At 45.4% G+C, this 15,717-nt stretch carries 17 protein-coding genes; 10 read left to right on the top strand and 7 right to left on the bottom strand.

What is annotated here, in order from left to right; translation table 11 throughout:
- The first annotated feature begins 53 nt into the window (after window positions 1–53).
- The gene (locus tag ACXAH6_RS15825; RefSeq protein WP_474878368.1) at window positions 54–1,505 is read left to right on the top strand and encodes a TrkH family potassium uptake protein; all 1,452 of its coding nucleotides are present in this window, start codon (window positions 54–56) and stop codon (window positions 1,503–1,505) included.
- Between the two features lie 57 nt (window positions 1,506–1,562).
- Here ACXAH6_RS15825 and trkA read toward each other — a convergent pair whose 3' ends face one another.
- Genes trkA through def form a run of 4 tightly spaced genes read right to left on the bottom strand, consistent with a single transcriptional unit; the run spans window position 1,563 to window position 5,765 of the window.
- A complete protein-coding gene (trkA, locus tag ACXAH6_RS15820; RefSeq protein WP_474878367.1) occupies window positions 1,563–2,942 on the bottom strand; it encodes a Trk system potassium transporter TrkA in 1,380 nt (459 codons plus the stop codon).
- 32 nt (window positions 2,943–2,974) lie between these two features.
- Window positions 2,975–4,297, bottom strand: a complete 1,323-nt coding sequence (gene rsmB, locus ACXAH6_RS15815) for a 16S rRNA (cytosine(967)-C(5))-methyltransferase RsmB (protein WP_474878445.1) — start codon at window positions 4,295–4,297, stop codon at window positions 2,975–2,977.
- On the bottom strand, window positions 4,290–5,246 hold the full coding sequence (gene fmt / locus ACXAH6_RS15810; RefSeq protein WP_474878365.1) for a methionyl-tRNA formyltransferase: 957 nt from the start codon (window positions 5,244–5,246) through the stop codon (window positions 4,290–4,292). The genes rsmB and fmt overlap by 8 nt, the downstream gene beginning before the upstream one ends.
- A gap of 9 nt (window positions 5,247–5,255) precedes the next feature.
- Window positions 5,256–5,765, bottom strand: coding sequence for a peptide deformylase (gene def, locus ACXAH6_RS15805; protein WP_474878363.1), 510 nt, complete (start codon window positions 5,763–5,765; stop codon window positions 5,256–5,258).
- Window positions 5,766–5,969: 204 nt separating this feature from the next.
- Between def and ACXAH6_RS15800 the strand changes: the two genes are divergently transcribed.
- The 7 genes from ACXAH6_RS15800 to ACXAH6_RS15770 all read left to right on the top strand — a co-directional run bounded on the left by ACXAH6_RS15800 (window position 5,970) and on the right by ACXAH6_RS15770 (window position 11,612).
- Window positions 5,970–7,034 carry a LysM peptidoglycan-binding domain-containing protein gene (locus ACXAH6_RS15800; RefSeq protein WP_474878362.1) on the top strand — a complete coding sequence of 355 codons (1,065 nt, stop codon included), beginning with the start codon at window positions 5,970–5,972 and terminating at the stop codon, window positions 7,032–7,034.
- Between the two features lie 64 nt (window positions 7,035–7,098).
- Entirely contained in the window at window positions 7,099–8,235 is a 1,137-nt protein-coding gene (dprA, locus tag ACXAH6_RS15795; protein WP_474878360.1) for a DNA-processing protein DprA, read from the top strand.
- Between the two features lies 1 nt (window position 8,236).
- Entirely contained in the window at window positions 8,237–8,713 is a 477-nt protein-coding gene (locus tag ACXAH6_RS15790; RefSeq protein WP_474878359.1) for a DUF494 family protein, read from the top strand.
- Window positions 8,714–8,747: 34 nt separating this feature from the next.
- Window positions 8,748–9,305, top strand: a complete 558-nt coding sequence (locus ACXAH6_RS15785; RefSeq protein WP_474878357.1) for a DNA topoisomerase family protein — start codon at window positions 8,748–8,750, stop codon at window positions 9,303–9,305.
- Window positions 9,302–9,871 (top strand): L-threonylcarbamoyladenylate synthase type 1 TsaC, encoded by a 570-nt coding sequence (tsaC, locus tag ACXAH6_RS15780; RefSeq protein WP_474878355.1) that lies wholly within the window; start codon window positions 9,302–9,304, stop codon window positions 9,869–9,871. Before ACXAH6_RS15785 ends, tsaC begins: the two co-directional genes overlap by 4 nt.
- A 2-nt stretch (window positions 9,872–9,873) precedes the next feature.
- The gene (hemF, locus tag ACXAH6_RS15775; protein ID WP_474878353.1) at window positions 9,874–10,800 is read left to right on the top strand and encodes an oxygen-dependent coproporphyrinogen oxidase; all 927 of its coding nucleotides are present in this window, start codon (window positions 9,874–9,876) and stop codon (window positions 10,798–10,800) included.
- A 137-nt stretch (window positions 10,801–10,937) separates the two neighbouring features.
- On the top strand, window positions 10,938–11,612 hold the full coding sequence (locus tag ACXAH6_RS15770) for an OmpW/AlkL family protein (protein ID WP_474878352.1): 675 nt from the start codon (window positions 10,938–10,940) through the stop codon (window positions 11,610–11,612).
- Window positions 11,613–11,664: 52 nt separating this feature from the next.
- On the opposite strand, the gene ACXAH6_RS15765 is transcribed toward ACXAH6_RS15770, so the two are convergent.
- The gene (locus ACXAH6_RS15765; RefSeq protein ID WP_474878350.1) at window positions 11,665–12,102 is read right to left on the bottom strand and encodes a group II truncated hemoglobin; all 438 of its coding nucleotides are present in this window, start codon (window positions 12,100–12,102) and stop codon (window positions 11,665–11,667) included.
- Between ACXAH6_RS15765 and aroE the strand changes: the two genes are divergently transcribed.
- Window positions 12,101–12,919: a shikimate dehydrogenase gene (gene aroE / locus ACXAH6_RS15760; RefSeq protein WP_474878348.1), complete on the top strand. Its 819-nt coding sequence runs from the start codon at window positions 12,101–12,103 to the stop codon at window positions 12,917–12,919. The two genes, ACXAH6_RS15765 and aroE, sit on opposite strands and share 2 nt — an antisense overlap.
- A gap of 24 nt (window positions 12,920–12,943) precedes the next feature.
- On the opposite strand, the gene ACXAH6_RS15755 is transcribed toward aroE, so the two are convergent.
- Window positions 12,944–13,483: a gamma carbonic anhydrase family protein gene (locus tag ACXAH6_RS15755; RefSeq protein WP_474878347.1), complete on the bottom strand. Its 540-nt coding sequence runs from the start codon at window positions 13,481–13,483 to the stop codon at window positions 12,944–12,946.
- A gap of 1 nt (window position 13,484) precedes the next feature.
- A complete protein-coding gene (locus ACXAH6_RS15750; protein ID WP_474878345.1) occupies window positions 13,485–14,174 on the bottom strand; it encodes a sulfotransferase family protein in 690 nt (229 codons plus the stop codon).
- Between the two features lie 119 nt (window positions 14,175–14,293).
- Between ACXAH6_RS15750 and ACXAH6_RS15745 the strand changes: the two genes are divergently transcribed.
- Window positions 14,294–15,337, top strand: coding sequence for a CDP-glycerol glycerophosphotransferase family protein (locus ACXAH6_RS15745; RefSeq protein WP_474878343.1), 1,044 nt, complete (start codon window positions 14,294–14,296; stop codon window positions 15,335–15,337).
- The last annotated feature ends 380 nt before the right edge of the window (window positions 15,338–15,717 follow it).

Here is a 15,717-nt window from a genome sequence, read left to right as displayed (position 1 = left end):
TAACACTGCCATGGCATCAATGATGAAGCCTAAACAAAGACTGTTTTTCTAACATGCACTATCGCGCCATCATACGTATTTTAGGGCTTTTAGTTGCGCTTTTTAGCGTGACTATGATCCCGCCAGCGCTTATATCGCTCATTTATCAGGATGGTAGTGGCTTGCCGTTCATCCTTGCTTTTTTGCTTTGTGTTATCACGGGTATCGCTTTTTGGTATCCCAACAGGCATGAAAAAAGAGACTTAAGAGCAAAAGAAGGCTTTTTAATTGTTGTGTTATTTTGGACCGTACTGGCAAGTTTTGGTGCGATCCCATTTATCCTGTTAGAACAGCCTAGCATGAGTATCACCGATGCTTTCTTTGAGTCGTTTTCTGGTCTAACGACAACGGGAGCGACGGTTATCGAAGGGATCGACTTTCTCCCGCATTCAGTACAGTTTTATCGACAACAGCTTCAATGGCTCGGCGGTATGGGGATCATTGTTCTTGCCGTAGCCATTTTGCCTATATTGGGCGTTGGGGGCATGCAGCTTTATCGCGCAGAAACTCCTGGCCCAGTGAAAGACTCCAAAATGACGCCGCGTATCGCCGATACAGCTAAGCACCTTTGGTATATCTACTTGTCGCTGACAACAGCGTGTACAGTGTCTTTTTGGTTAGCGGGAATGAATTGGTTTGACGCTATTTGCCATTCCTTTTCCACCATTGCAATTGGTGGGTTTTCTAACCACGACGCCAGTTTGGGCTATTACAACAGCCCTATGATCAATATTATCTGCGCGGTTTTCTTACTTATTGCAGCTCTGAATTTCTCGTTACATTATGCAGCGGCCAATAATCGTAGCTTAAAAGGGTATTGGTACGACCCTGAATTTAAAGCCTTCTTTTTTGTGCAAGCGGCGTTGATTATTACCTGTTTCTTAGTGCTAACGTTGTCGGGCTATTATTCCTCTGCAGAGGAAGCGATGGATCAAGCTGTTATCCAAGCGGTATCCATCAGCACAACAGCTGGTTTTGCTACAACAGACTTTTCTGCGTGGCCTTCTTTTCTGCCCATATTGCTTATCTTTTCAAGTTTTATTGGCGGATGTGCAGGGTCAACGGGCGGCGGATTAAAAGTGATCCGCGTGTTCTTGTTATTCTTGCAGGGCAAGCGTGAGATAGATCGCCTTATTCACCCCAAAGCGGTGTATTCAGTAAAACTGGGTGAACGCGCAATGCCTGACAAAGTGGTTGAAGCGGTGTGGGGCTTTTTCTCCGCCTATGCCATCGTTTTTGTCGTTATTATGATTGGCATGATAGCCACTGGCATGGACAATCTGTCAGCCTTTACTGCAACCGCCGCAACACTGAACAACTTAGGCCCTGGGCTGGGCAGTGTTTCTACTACGTATGCAGAGGTGAGTGACGCGGGTAAATGGCTACTTGTTTTGGCTATGTTGTTTGGGCGGTTAGAGGTGTTCTCATTATTGGTGTTGTTCTCACCGACTTTTTGGCGAGGGTAGGCACGGCAGCCTTACCCTCTGAAACGTTAGCCTCTTATGCATCAGGCTTGTTACTGTTTAACCAAAGAAAAACGCACTGGGTTGGAACAGCTTTTCAACATCACCAATAAATTTCTTATCAACCAAGAATAAAATCACGTGGTCATTGGCTTCGATTACAGTATCGCTATGTGCAATGATAACCTGATCTTCGCGAACAATTGCACCTATGGTGGTGCCCGGTGGTAGCTTAATACTGCCAATTTCTCGGCCCACTACTTTCGACGTATTTTTATCGCCATGAGCGATGGCTTCTATTGCTTCTGCGGCTCCACGACGAAGTGAGTACACATTAACTATATCGCCCCTGCGCACGTGAGTGAGCAGGGCTGAAATGGTGGCTTGTTGAGGAGAGAAAGCAATGTCAATTTCGCCACCTTGGACCAAGTCAACATAGGCACTGCGTTGAATAAGCACCATCGCCTTTTTAGCGCCCATTCGCTTGGCAAGCATGGCAGACATAATGTTTGCTTCATCGTCGTTGGTCACGGCAATAAACGCGTCTACTTGCTCTACGTTTTCTTCCCCAAGTAGTTCTGCATCAGAAGCATCGCCACTAAAGACAATGGTTTTATCCAGTTTTGCCGAAAGATACTGGGCGCGTTCTGGGCTGTATTCTATGAGCTTCACGTTGTGCTTGTGCTCAAGACGCTTGGCGAGGCCTGCGCCAATCAAACCACCGCCTGCAATCATAATGCGTTTATAGCTAGACTCGAGCTTTTGTAGCTCGCTCATCACTGCGCGAATGTGTTTGGTAGCCGCGATGAAAAACACTTCATCATCGGCTTCGATTACGGTAGTGCCAAGCGGGCGAATTGGTCTGCCTCGACGGTAAATGGCCGCTACTCGCGTTTCTACATTCGGCATGTGCTCTTTCAGCGCTGATAAGGCGTGACCTACTAGCAAACCGCCATAATAAGCTTTCACAGCCACGAGGCTCGCTTTGCCGTCTGCAAATTCGACTACCTGTAAGGCGCCAGGGTAGTCGATAAGACGTTTAATCGCTTGGGTCACCAATTGCTCGGGGGCAATAATGTGATCAACGGGAATGTCTTGCTGCTTGTATAATTGCTCTTGGTAAATGATGTACTGTTCAGAGCGAACACGGGCAATTTTGGTGGGAGTTTTGAACAGGCTGTATGCAACCTGACACGCCAACATATTAGATTCGTCACTGTTGGTAACCGCAATCAACATGTCTGCGTCTTCAGCGCCTGCTTTGCGCAATATGTCGGGGTGAGAGCCTACACCCACGACTACCTGTAAATCGAGACGATCTTGCAACGCTCTTAGAATATTTGGGTCAGAGTCGATAACGGTTATTTCGTTTTTCTCACCAACCAAGTTCTCAGCTAACGTCCCGCCCACTTGGCCGGCACCGAGGATGATAATCTTCATTGCCTTCGATACTTTTTTGAATTACCCAATCATTAACAAGACTTTAGCAGTCTCGCATAGTAGAAACCATCCATTTGTTGTTCAGCGGGTAAAATCTGACGTCCAGGTTTACTGGTGGTTTCGCTGTTGTTAAGTGGTAACAATGACGCGTCATCATGATGCGCGAGAAACGCTGCAATTTGTTGAGTGTTTTCCTGCGGTAGTATCGAGCATGTTGCGTATAACAAAGTACCACCTGGCTTGAGAGTCGCCCACAATGCTTCGAGAATCTTCGCCTGTAGCGCCACTAACTCGGTAATATCGGAAGACTTTCGCAACCATCTAATATCTGGGTGACGACGTATGACGCCTGTGGCTGAACAGGGCGCATCAAGCAGAATACGGTCAAATTGTTCTCCATCCCACCATGAGTCAGGTTGACTTGCATCACCTGTTACTACGATAGGTGAATGCCCCAAACGCTGCATGTTTTCGTACACCCGTTTTAAGCGATAGGCATCGCTGTCGAGCGCGATACAGGTTTTAACATTTGCCGATTCGATAATGTGGCCGGTTTTTCCACCCGGAGCGGCACAACAATCGAGTATGCGATCACCGTCTTGCGGCGCAAGGTAGTGCGCAGCTAATTGGGCCGCACCATCTTGTACCGCAAATTCACCTTCTTCAAAGCCGGGCAAACTTGTTACATCAGTGCGTTGGGTTAGCAATATACCATCGGTATGGAAGTCGCTTACACTGAATGCCACGTCGTTATCACGTAGCTTTTGTGTATATGCATCGCGACTGATCTTGCGTTTATTCACTCTTAGCCAAATTGGCGCGACACTATTAGTGGCGTCGATAACATCATTAGCATTGTCTGGATAAGCAGCCTGAATCGCTTTGAATATCCACTTTGGCAAACCGGAGCGAACCCGAGGGTCATCTGAAACTTCGCGGTCATCGCCCTCTCGCTGAAAAGTGCGCAATACGCCGTTGATTAAGCCTTTAAGGCTGTCGCCACCTAATACTTTTGCTGCATCGACAGTTTCACCCACGGCCGCGTGATCAGATACGCGTGTAAACGCGAGCTGATAGAGGCCAAGTAATAATAGGTGTTCGAGGATCTTCTTGTTGCCTTTTAGCGGCTTATTGAGCAAATCACGTAACCAGAGTTGCAATTGAGGCAACTGACGTAAAGTACCCATGGTCATTTCTTGCATCCACGCACGATCGCGGGGCGAATGCCGAGGTTGTGCTTTGCCTAAACATTCACGAGAAGATACGCCACATTCGAGAATTTGAAATAACACCCACGCGCAGTCGGCGCGTAGGTTAGCCTTTTTGGGAAGAGGGAATTGAGGAGTACTAGGCATCGCTACCAATCAAGCTTCCAGGGTTGAACCACGCTTTCCTCGCATTAATAACATCGACAGCAGGCAGAGCTTTTTTGCCCGGAATTTGCAGCATTTCCAACAGAATAGGGCAACTGCCAGTGGCTACCACAATGCCGTTTTTATCGGCGCGGATCACCGTACCCGGACTCGGGTGGCTAGCTTCTTGAGTGAGTGGTTTGGCTTTCCATAATTTTACATTTTGTTCGCCAACACCAAACCAAGCCACGGGCCAAGGGTTAAATGCGCGAACATTACGAGCGATCTGTTCCGCCGTATCTTGCCAGTTGATTTGTGCTTCTTCTTTTGACAATTTCTTGGCGTAGTTGGCTAAGGCGTCATCTTGTTTTTCAGCCTTCAGTGATGACAAGTTGTCGACCACATAAGTGAGCGCTTCAGTCCCCACTTCAGCAAGCTTTTCATAAAGCGTTGCACTGGTATCTTCATCCTCAATCGGTAGTTTGGCTATATGCAACATATCGCCAGTGTCTAGCCCTTCGTCCATTTGCATAATGGTAACGCCGGTTTCTTTATCTCCCGCCCAAATTGCTCTTTGGATGGGCGCAGCACCACGCCAGCGTGGCAAAATTGAACCGTGTACATTAATGCAGCCGAATTTTGGGGTTGCTAACACAGCTTTGGGTAACAACAAACCATAGGCCACTACCACCATGAGATCAGCATTGAGATGAGCGAGTTCTGCTTGGGCTTCTTCGCTCTTTAAACTTGCGGGCTGATAAACGGGTAGGTGATGTTCGAGTGCGACTTCCTTCACTGCCGATGGCGTGAGTTTCTTTCCTCTACCGGCAGGGCGGTCGGGTTGTGTGTAAACTGCTATAACGTCGTGATGTGGATTATTGATCAGTGCAGACAAGTGGCGCGCCGCAAAGTCTGGCGTGCCAGCAAAAACAATTCGTAATTTTTCAGTCAAAACTTATCCTCAGGCGCGCGCAGCTAAGCGGGCGTCTTTCTCAAGTTTTTTGCGAATACGTTGGCGTTTCAAAGGCGATAGGTAATCAATAAATAACTTACCTTTGAGATGATCGAGTTCGTGTTGAATACAAATAGCGAGCAACCCCTCGGCATCGAGTTCAAATGCTTCGCCATTTTCGTTTAACGCTTTTACTGTAATGGTTTCAGAGCGTTCAACTTTGGCATAGTTATTTGGCACCGAGAGACAACCTTCTTCCGAAATTGTCATGCCGTCGCGAGCGGTAATCTCAGGGTTGATAAAGACACGCGGCTCATTTTGTTCCTCAGAAACATCCATCACCACGACTTGCACATGGCGATCTACTTGTGTTGCAGCCAAGCCGATGCCTTTTTCATCGCGCATCGTCTCGAACATGTCAGAAACAAGTTGTTTAATTTCTTCATTTACTTCAGCAACGGGCTCTGCCACGGTGCGTAAGCGCTCATCTGGGAAACTTAAAACGTCTAATATTGCCATTTGGTACTCGGTTTTTCTGTCGCTTTGTCTGTATCAATAAATATACGTTGATTTCACAAACGCTATTTACACAATCATACGGCCTACTATTCTACAGTATAACTGGGTTTTGGTGCAGTATAATTCAAGAGGCTCCTCGCTTATAAGTATAGAGCTTATCAGGGGGAGGGTCAGGTCTTCGATATGAATAAGCGGTTTGTCGCAATGAAAAAATTAAGTCACGTGCTTGGTCTGTTAGTACTTTTGGGGCTCAGTTTTACTTTGCACGCAGCGGTTGAAATAAAACAATCTGCACCATCGACTTACACCGTCAAACCAAAAGATACCTTATGGGACATCGCCAATTTATTTCTTGATAAGCCTTGGTTATGGCCGGAACTCTGGCGTAAAAATACACAAATTGAAAACCCCCATTTAATTTATCCGGGCGACGTGATCACCATTCGTTACGTCGACGGCGAACCTGTGATTGCGATTGCACGAGAAAAGCGCCAGATGGTATTGAAGCCCGGTGTTGGACGGGTGGAGAAAATCAATCAGCCTATTAATTTATTACCTTGGTCGGTCATTGCGCCTTATATCGACCAACACTTAATAGTGAATGAAGACGACTACGAAGATTTACCGCAACTACTGGGTAATCAACAAGGCCATGTTCGATTTGTTGATCAACAGTTGGTATTGAGCCAAATAGAAAACCCAGCTTTAGTACAGTATCGACTTATGCGTCGCGACACTATTATTAAAAATATAGATGGCGATATTCTGGGTGTGCAATTACGGCATGTAGGAGATGCAGACTTAGTGGCAACGGCTGAGGATGACCACGGCGTGGTAGCTCTCACCTCGGTGAATGAAGAGACAAAGCCGGGCGATAAATTGATGACACTGGAGCATCCTAGCCCCCCATTTCTCAAGCTTCAAGGCGCGGAAACACAACGAGGCTTTATCGTTGGTAGCTTGCATCAGTACAACTTACTCGGCAAATACGATGTTGTGGTAGTGGACTTGGGGCAAAGTGATATTGAACCGGGCACTGTCATGGGTATTTATGCACGAGGGCCTGAAATTATCGACGGTGAGCCGCCTCAATATAACAATGCCTTTACCGGTGTAGGAGACGGTTTGCGGTTCTGGGATAAAGTGACGCAACCCGCCATGAAAATTGGTGAGTTAATGGTGTTCAGCACTTTCGATAATGCCAGCTATGCCATCATTACCAGGGCCAATGACACAGTGAAGCGAGGCGCCATTGTGGGTAAGCCTTAATTCAGTCGCCACTAGGCGCGATTCAAATTTCTCATGTGCTGCCTCATATTAATAATGAGGCAACATGCATCAACATAATCTTTCTCTTTCCTCAACTTCTGCTTCTTTATTATCTCCTTGGTTTATTACCTCTGGTGTTGAACGCTTTACCCCCTCGCAGTGGTTAGCGTTACTCGACAAGCATCAACTGTCGATGGCGGAGCTAGCAACATCAACACAAAGCGCATTGGAAGCCCTAGGGTTTAGCCAAAAACAGCAAGCGCAAATTCAGCGCGCGAAAGAAGGGGAGTTGCGTTTACAAGACTGGTTGTCGAAGGACAACCGACACTTCTATCTGTCTTATTCTGATGACCGTTATCCAGACATGCTAAGAACACTCGTCAATCCGCCTTTGTTTCTGTTAGGGATTGGTAACCCTAACCTGCTTACTCGTACTGGGGTTGCGGTAGTCGGAAGCCGAAGCCCAACTCATTCTGGCGGTGAAATAGCAGAGTCGCTGTCGGCTGGTATCAGCGATCAAGGGCTCACCATTGTCAGTGGCCTAGCAAGAGGTATAGATGGAAGAGCACATAAAGGTGGTTTACAAGGGGGGGGGCGCACCACGGCCGTTGTCGCAACAGGAGTAGACATCTGTTATCCAAAACGCCATCAGGCTTTAAGGCAGCGCATCATTGATGAAGGGGGATGTGTTATTAGCGAGTTTTGGTTAGGTATGCCTCCGCGAAAACATCAATTTCCGCAACGCAATCGCATTATTGCCGCTTTATCGAGCGTTACTGTGGTTGTGGAAGCAAATATTCGTAGTGGTTCCTTGATAACTGCTAATTTGGCCGCAGATATGGGGCGTGACGTGATGGCTGTGCCGGGCAGTATTCGAAACCCCTTGGCGGAAGGTTGTCATCATTTAATTCAGCAAGGTGCCAAATTAGTGACTACAGTTAATGATGTAGTAGAAGAAATTCAACCGGTTGTCTCCTCGCAAAATAAAAACCGCCAACATTGCGATAAAAAAAGTGAGGAACAGAGCTTGGCAACCGATACATTATTAGATAGTGTTGATTTTGATGTCACACATGTTGATGTCATCGCCGAACGCAACAAATTGCCTGTGTCAGCTGTCATGGCAGTATTACTAGAATATGAGTTGCGTGGTTTAGTAGCAGCGGTTCCTGGTGGCTACGTCAAATTGAGGGGGAAATAACATGTTCGATATCCTCATGTATCTGTTTGAGAACTTCATCCATAGCGAAACCGAAATTCGCGTAGATCAAGACGAACTAACCGATGAACTGGTTAGGGCTGGTTTTCATCACGATGAAATCTATAAAGCCTTGGCTTGGCTTGAAAAACTCGCTGCATTGCAAGAGACAGATATTAATCCTTACCTGTGTAAAGGTATTACATCGAGTTTAACTCGGGTTTATACCTCGCAAGAGCAAATGCGCCTAGACGTAGAGTGTCGAGGTTTCTTGCTTTTCCTAGAGCAAGTGAGCGTACTTGACGCAATGACACGAGAAATGGTGATAGACAGGGTTATGGAAATTGATTCCGTTGAATTTTGTCTTGAAGATTTAAAATGGGTTGTCCTTATGGTGCTGTTTAATGTGCCCGGAAAGGAAAATGCCTACGCCCAAATGGAAGATTTGTTATTTGAAGAGCACGATGGCATTTTGCATTAAGTTTGCTCGTCATATGGGAGTGTAGCTGTCTTCCATGTCTAAAATTGATCATTCTCTGTTTAGTGCGCATGAACACGCACTAAACGGTAATGCGGGCGAGTGCCCCGAGTGCGGTAAACCCTTACATATCAGAAATAGCAAAGCCGGCCCCTTTGTTGGGTGTTCTGGTTATCCCGAATGTCACTTCAGTAAAGCTCTGCACGACAATCACACCACAGTAATAAAAGTGCTAGATGGCACAGCATGTCCTGAATGCGGTAGTGAAATGGCGGTTAAAAAAGGCCGCTTCGGCATGTTCATCGGTTGTAGTAACTTTCCTGAATGCCATCACATAGAGTCAATTAAAAAACAACAAGACACTTTGGTGAATTGTCCAAAATGTCACGAAGGGCATCTTATTGAGCGAACCAATAAATACGGAAAGCGCTTTTTCTCCTGCAATCGTTATCCTTCCTGCCGATATGTGGTAAATTTTAAACCCATTGACGAAGCCTGCCCTGAGTGTGGCTGGGCTATTCTCATTGATAAAAAGGGGCGTAAGGCGTGTCCACAGCCCCTGTGTGGTTATCAACAAACAGAGAACGAAGCGTGACAACTGAATCACAACATGGCCAGATAGATAAAGACATTGAAGCATTTGAATCTGGACAGCTATTGGTTTACCCCACCGAAGCAATCATGGGTATTGGGTGTGATCCCGATAACCAATCTGCAGTAGAAGCATTGTTGCAACTCAAGCAACGTCCTCGAGAAAAAGGGGTGATATTAATTGCCGCCAACTACTCTCAACTGTTGTCTTATGTTGATGACAATGCCATTTCCCAAGACCGACGTTTTGCTATTTTTTCTAGTTGGCCTGGCCCGAATACGTGGTTGCTGCCGAAAAGTAAAACCGCGCCAGAATGGATAACGGGCAAACACGATAAAATAGCAGTGCGTGTGATTGACCATCCCGTTGCCAAAGCGCTTTGTGAAAAGTTTAACAAACCCTTAGTGTCTACGAGTGCTAACCCAAGTGGTGACCAACCCGCAGCGAATATTGCAGAAGCGCGAGCTTACTTTGGCGATGCCGTTCACTATGTAGAGGGAAATGTGGGTAACTCTTCAAAGCCTAGTACGATTCGCGACGGCGAGACCGGGAACATTATCCGAGATTAATTATGAGCGATTTTTTACCAGAAGACATCGATGCCGAAACGGCGGTAGCGCGAGTCAAAACATTTTTAATGGGGCTGCAAGACAACATCTGTCAGACCTTAGAGTTGGCTGATGGAAAAGGACAGTTCAAAGAAGATGCTTGGGTGCGTGAGCAGGGCGGTGGCGGTCGCACTCGGGTAATAAAAGGCGACGTGATTGAGCAAGGTGGTGTGAATTTTTCTCATGTCTTCGGTGATGCTATGCCTGCATCGGCTACAGCGTCTCGTCCAGAGCTTGCAGGCCGCAGCTTCCAAGCTATGGGGGTGTCATTGGTTATTCACCCGCACAACCCATACGTTCCCACGTCACATGCTAATGTTCGCTTTTTTATTGCGGAGAAACCCGGTGAAAAACCGATTTGGTGGTTTGGCGGTGGTTTTGACCTCACGCCTTTTTATCCGTTTAAGGAAGACGTGGTGCATTGGCACGATGTAGCAAAGAAAACCTGTGCGCCTTACGGTGATGAGGTTTACCCAACGTATAAAAAATGGTGTGACGAATACTTCTATTTAAAGCACCGCAATGAAACTCGTGGCGTAGGCGGCCTATTTTTTGATGACCTCAATCAGTTGGGTTTCGAAAAGAGCTTTCAGTTTATGCAGGATGTAGGTAACGGTTACCTCGATGGCTATATTCCCATTTTAGAAAGACGAAAAGCGCAGCAATATGGGGAGCAGGAGCGGCAGTTCCAATTATATCGCCGCGGTCGTTATGTTGAATTTAATTTAGTTTACGACAGAGGTACATTGTTTGGTTTACAAACCGGTGGCCGTACCGAGTCAATTCTAATGTCAATGCCGCCACTGGCTAGATGGGAATATGATTTCCAACCTACAGAAGGCAGCGCGGAAGCAAAATTACAACAGTGGTTAACACCTACTGACTGGTAATGGCCTCAATCGATTGATGCAGATCAATCAAGATTACGGGGCTAAGTGACCGTTTTTTCAAACTTGTTTCAGATCAATTTTTGTTGGGGTTAAAGGCGTAAAGTAGCCCCATCAACTGAAACAAATGAGAAAACGTTATGAAAAAATCTACTATTGCATCACTCGTCGCATTATCTCTACTTGCTGCTCCTGCTGCGTTTGCTTACCAAAAAGGTGACGTGGTTGTTCGTGGCGGTTTGACGCTAGTTTCTCCTGATGATGCCTCTTCAAATATTATTGCCGGCGACACTGATTTAGGACTGGGTGTCGCGGTCGACAGCAACACACAGATTGGCTTAAATGTAGCGTACTTTCTAACTGATAGAATTAACATTGAATTACTCGCGGCCACGCCGTTTAGCCATGACGTTGATTTCGGTGTCGCAGATCCACTTGGTACTGGTAACAAGCTAGGTGAAGTGAAGCACTTGCCACCTACTATTAGCGTTAACTACTATTTCAACGACCCATCAGCGACTTTTCAGCCATACGCTGGGCTTGGCTTAAACTACACGGTTTTCTTTGATGAAGAATTTACTTCAGCGAATGAAGAAGCGGGTTTAACTAAGCTGGATTTGGATGATTCATTTGGGATTGCAGCGCAACTGGGTGCTGATTATAAACTCACAGACAAGTGGCACTTAAATGCTTCAGTGCGTTGGATCGATATTGATACTTCAGCCACATTTGAACTAAGCGGTGCTGAAGGCAAAGTGTCTGATATTGAAATTGACCCTTGGGTATACACTATTTCATTGGGCTACACATTCTAATAATAAGCAAAATAGCATACTGACCAATTGCCCCTTTGGATGAGGGGCTTTTTTATGGCCGGGTGTTTATCATGTGTTCGGCTAATTGATCTATTGCCTGCAATAGCTTTTCTGCTAATTGTATATTCTCCACATTCTCGTACATGGCTTTACGCATACAATACATCCATTGCTCTTTTAGTGCTGGGGTAACGGCGAATGGCAAATGTCTGGCGCGCAATCTCGGGTGGCCAAATTGTGCTTCATAGGTATTGGGACCGCCTAACCACATGGATAAATAGAGAAAGAATACCTCGCGTATGCGCGAGAGAGGTTGGGGGTGCATTGCCAGTAATTCTGCTGCGAAAGGGTCGGTTTCCATAATATCGTAAAAGCGATTTGCGATCGCATGTACTGATTTTTCTCCTCCTATCGCTTGATAGGGCGTCGAGGTCGAAGTAGAGTGCGAGGAAGACGTGTTTGATTTTGATAAAAACGAAAGTAGACCCATGCAAAAATTCGCTGTATTTGGAAATCCGATAGCTCAGAGTTTATCACCGACTATCCATCAAATGTTTGCTAAATCTTGTGATGTGACATTGTCGTATACTAAAGAAGAGCTCTCTTTGGGGGATTTTGCAGAAGAAGCACGCCAATTTTTTGCTGACGTGCAATTCAAAGGCTGTAATGTAACAGTGCCTTTCAAAGAAGAGGCTTTTCGTTTAGTAGACAGATGTAGCCCCGCCGCGCAGTTGGCTCAAGCCGTTAATACGATCAAAAAAGAGCCAGACGGTTCGCTATCTGGCTTTAATACAGATGGCATTGGTTTGGTAACCGATTTAATGAATCACGGTGTTCGGTTGCAAGATGCAACGGTTTTGTTGCTTGGCGCCGGTGGTGCCGCGAAAGGAGCGGTTCATCCTTTATTAGATGCAGGTGTAGGGCAATTATTGGTGTTAAACAGGAGTACCGATAAAGCGGTAGCACTTGCAGAGCAAAGTAGAGACAGCCGTGTTGTTGCTATGTCTAGCGCTGAAGCTACTTGTGCTTTTGCACCTGATGTTATTATTAATTCGACTTCTGCAAGTTTGAGTCACACGTTGCCAACGGTATTGCCAGAATTTTTCGAGCGTTGCTCAGTGGCCTATGACATGGTGTATGGTAGTGAACCAACTACGTTTATGGCTTATGCCAAAGAGCATGGTGCTGCACAACAACTCGATGGATTAGGTATGCTGGTTGAGCAAGCGGCTGCGGCTTTTACAATCTGGACCAATGAAAAGCCGCACACACAGGAAGTATTGCAGTTCATGAGAAAGAGCATGTAACGCGCCTTCCCATTGCTATAGCCTTTATTCTTCTGCGATATATTCGTTTTTCAGCTCAACATAGTTTGTGGCTGATTGCTTCAAAAAGGCGACTTCTTTTTCGTTAAGAGGTCGCTTTTTGGTCATAGGGTTACCAACATACAAATAACCACTTTCCAATGTTTTATTAGGCGGAACTAAAGTACCCGCGCCAATAAATACATCATCTTGAACAACGACACCATCCATAACAATAGCGCCCATACCAACCAATATACGGTTGCCGAGGGTACATCCGTGAAGCATGCACTTGTGGCCAATAGTCACATCATCACCAATGATAAGAGGGTAGCCTGTTGGGTTGCTGGGTGAGCGACGGGTAACGTGAAGGATAGTACCGTCTTGCACATTAGTACGTTTACCTATGCGAATATGGTTAACATCACCACGAGCTGCGACCATGTGCCAGATGCTGCTGTCGGTATCTAAATGAATATCACCGACTAATCGGGCTGAATCGGCAACATAGACAGCGTGACCCAATGAAGGGGCAACGCCTTTATATGAAGAGAGGGGAGTAGACATACTATTTTCCATCAAAGGTGTAACCGAACATAGCAATATCACATGCATAAAGCTCGGCAACTTTCTCTATTGTTTCTTGATCATAGTATTCAGTGTAATGACATTTAACGCGTTTTTCTCTTCTAAATAGGTGACGGGCTTTTCTTTCAAGGGAACGACGAATACTGGATGTTGAATTAACATGCGGTAGATTGGCTTCTTTCAATGCCAGTTGCTCACACACATAAGCAAAGTCTTCTTTGAGGTTTTCAAATCGACCGACAAAATCGACAATTTGTTGCCCCGAGTCGTTTAGCAAGTAGTCCGTTTGAGGAATAATATGTCGGTAGGCGTCACAAAAGTCATTTTGGGCCGGTAAATGGTGGAATATAAACGCTTTGAAGTTAAACTTATTATCTAACTTTTTGTGCAAATATTCTGAAACGAGTCTTGCCCAAGGGTTACGTACAAAAGCAAACGTAAAATAGTGCTCGTAATCTGCTTTAGAAATATGCCCGCAATCTACATATTCATGAGCTCTAAGATGAGCTAGGCGCGATGGCCCCTTTGAAGGGTTGGCATTTTTCGTAATAAGTAGCTTATCTTTGTTTTTGAGCGTTAACCCATTTAAGTCTAAAAAATACTGTTCGACACTCTGCCCACCGGTTTTTGGAACGTGGACAAATACACATTGTTGTTGATGGCAAATCATAATTAAAACGAGCCGAAGCGCTCTTTTTTTGTTGTTATTGTTGTAAAACAATCATCTTCAAAGACGTGTAGTTAAGCAAGGGGTGTCATAAAAATTTAATGAAAGTATAAGTAAGTATTATGTCAAAGCGCTTTGTCTTTTTTTGTTCTCTTGCCTACGCCTATCCCATTTTACGGCCCCTTCAAACTGTGATTAGAGCCCGAGGTGATGAGGCGGCTTGGTATCTTGAGCCTGGCTGTGAAAACCTTCTTAACGATGATGAAAAACAATTACATTCTATAGAGGAGTGTATTGCCTACCAGCCTACCGCAATATTTACACCTGGCAATTACATCTATTACTTCCTACCAGGTGTTAAAGTTGCGGTGTTTCATGGCTATCCAATCGCTAAGCGCGGAGAAAAGAGTGCGCAAGAAGATGACCACTTTAAAATTCGAGGGGCTTTCGATATGTATTGCACTCAAGGTCCTTCGAGCACTCTACCATTTAGTGAGAAAGCCAAATCGGATAACTCTTTTCGCGTTTATGAAACGGGGTGGCCAAAAGTAGATAGCTTGGTTAATGGCGATCATGTTGTACATGACAAGCCAACGATTCTTTTTGCGACTACGTTTAGCAAAAGCATTACGTGTGCCCCAGTGGTGTTTGATCAAATTAAAAGTATGGTTGAAACCAAAACGTGGAATTGGAAATTTACGTTTCACCCAAAATTCTCAGATACCAACGTACTTGAACAATATAAAGCTTTGGCGGCACAACATGAGCATGTGTCTTTTGAGCGTAATGTCACGGTAGAAACTATTCAACAAGCCGATGTTCTCTTGTGCGACAGCTCTTCTATTATTTTGGAGTGTTTATTATTAAATACACCAGTAGTGACCTTTAATAATACCAACCCTGGTCCGCACCTAATTAATGTAACGGAACAAGAAGCATTGCCTGAGGCCATAGATAAGGCTTTATCACGTCCAAAAGCCTTGATGGACACTATCCAAGCTTACATGTCTCAACACGAAGCGCATCGAGATGGGCTAAATAGTGCCAGAGTACTGGACGCGGTAGAGGACTTTATTAGTAATGAACAAAGTAAGGTCAGTAAAAAACCGATAAACCTATGGCGAAAATTAAAACAAAGAAAGCGTGCTAAATACTGGAAATGGTGAGTAATTAACCGAACAAACGAAAAATGACATTTTTATGAAAAAAGGTGTTGACCCTAGGAGTGAGTTCTCTATAATGCGCTCCACTTCGACGGGGAAGGCCAAACAGCCCGAAACGACGAAGGGCTTCAGGCCTTGTCTGAAGCGGGTTTCAGCGAAACGCTTCGAAAATTAATTTTCAAAAAAGTGTTGACACTGAGAACCAGGAGCGTAGAATGCGCATCCCGCTTCGGGGCTAACTTAAAAGAGTTCACGAAGCAGCGAAATGAGATTTTCGCACTGTTCTTTAAAAATTGATAACAAGACAATCTGTGTGGGCACTCGTTAAAGAGTGTCACAACGACAATTCATATTTCGATATATTTAATTGAAGAGTTTGATCA

The sequence above is a fragment of the Alteromonas sp. ABE4_545 genome (assembly GCF_056161325.1).
The sequence above is the reverse complement of the archived record's forward strand: the minus strand, read 5'-3'. Positions and strand labels throughout refer to the sequence as shown.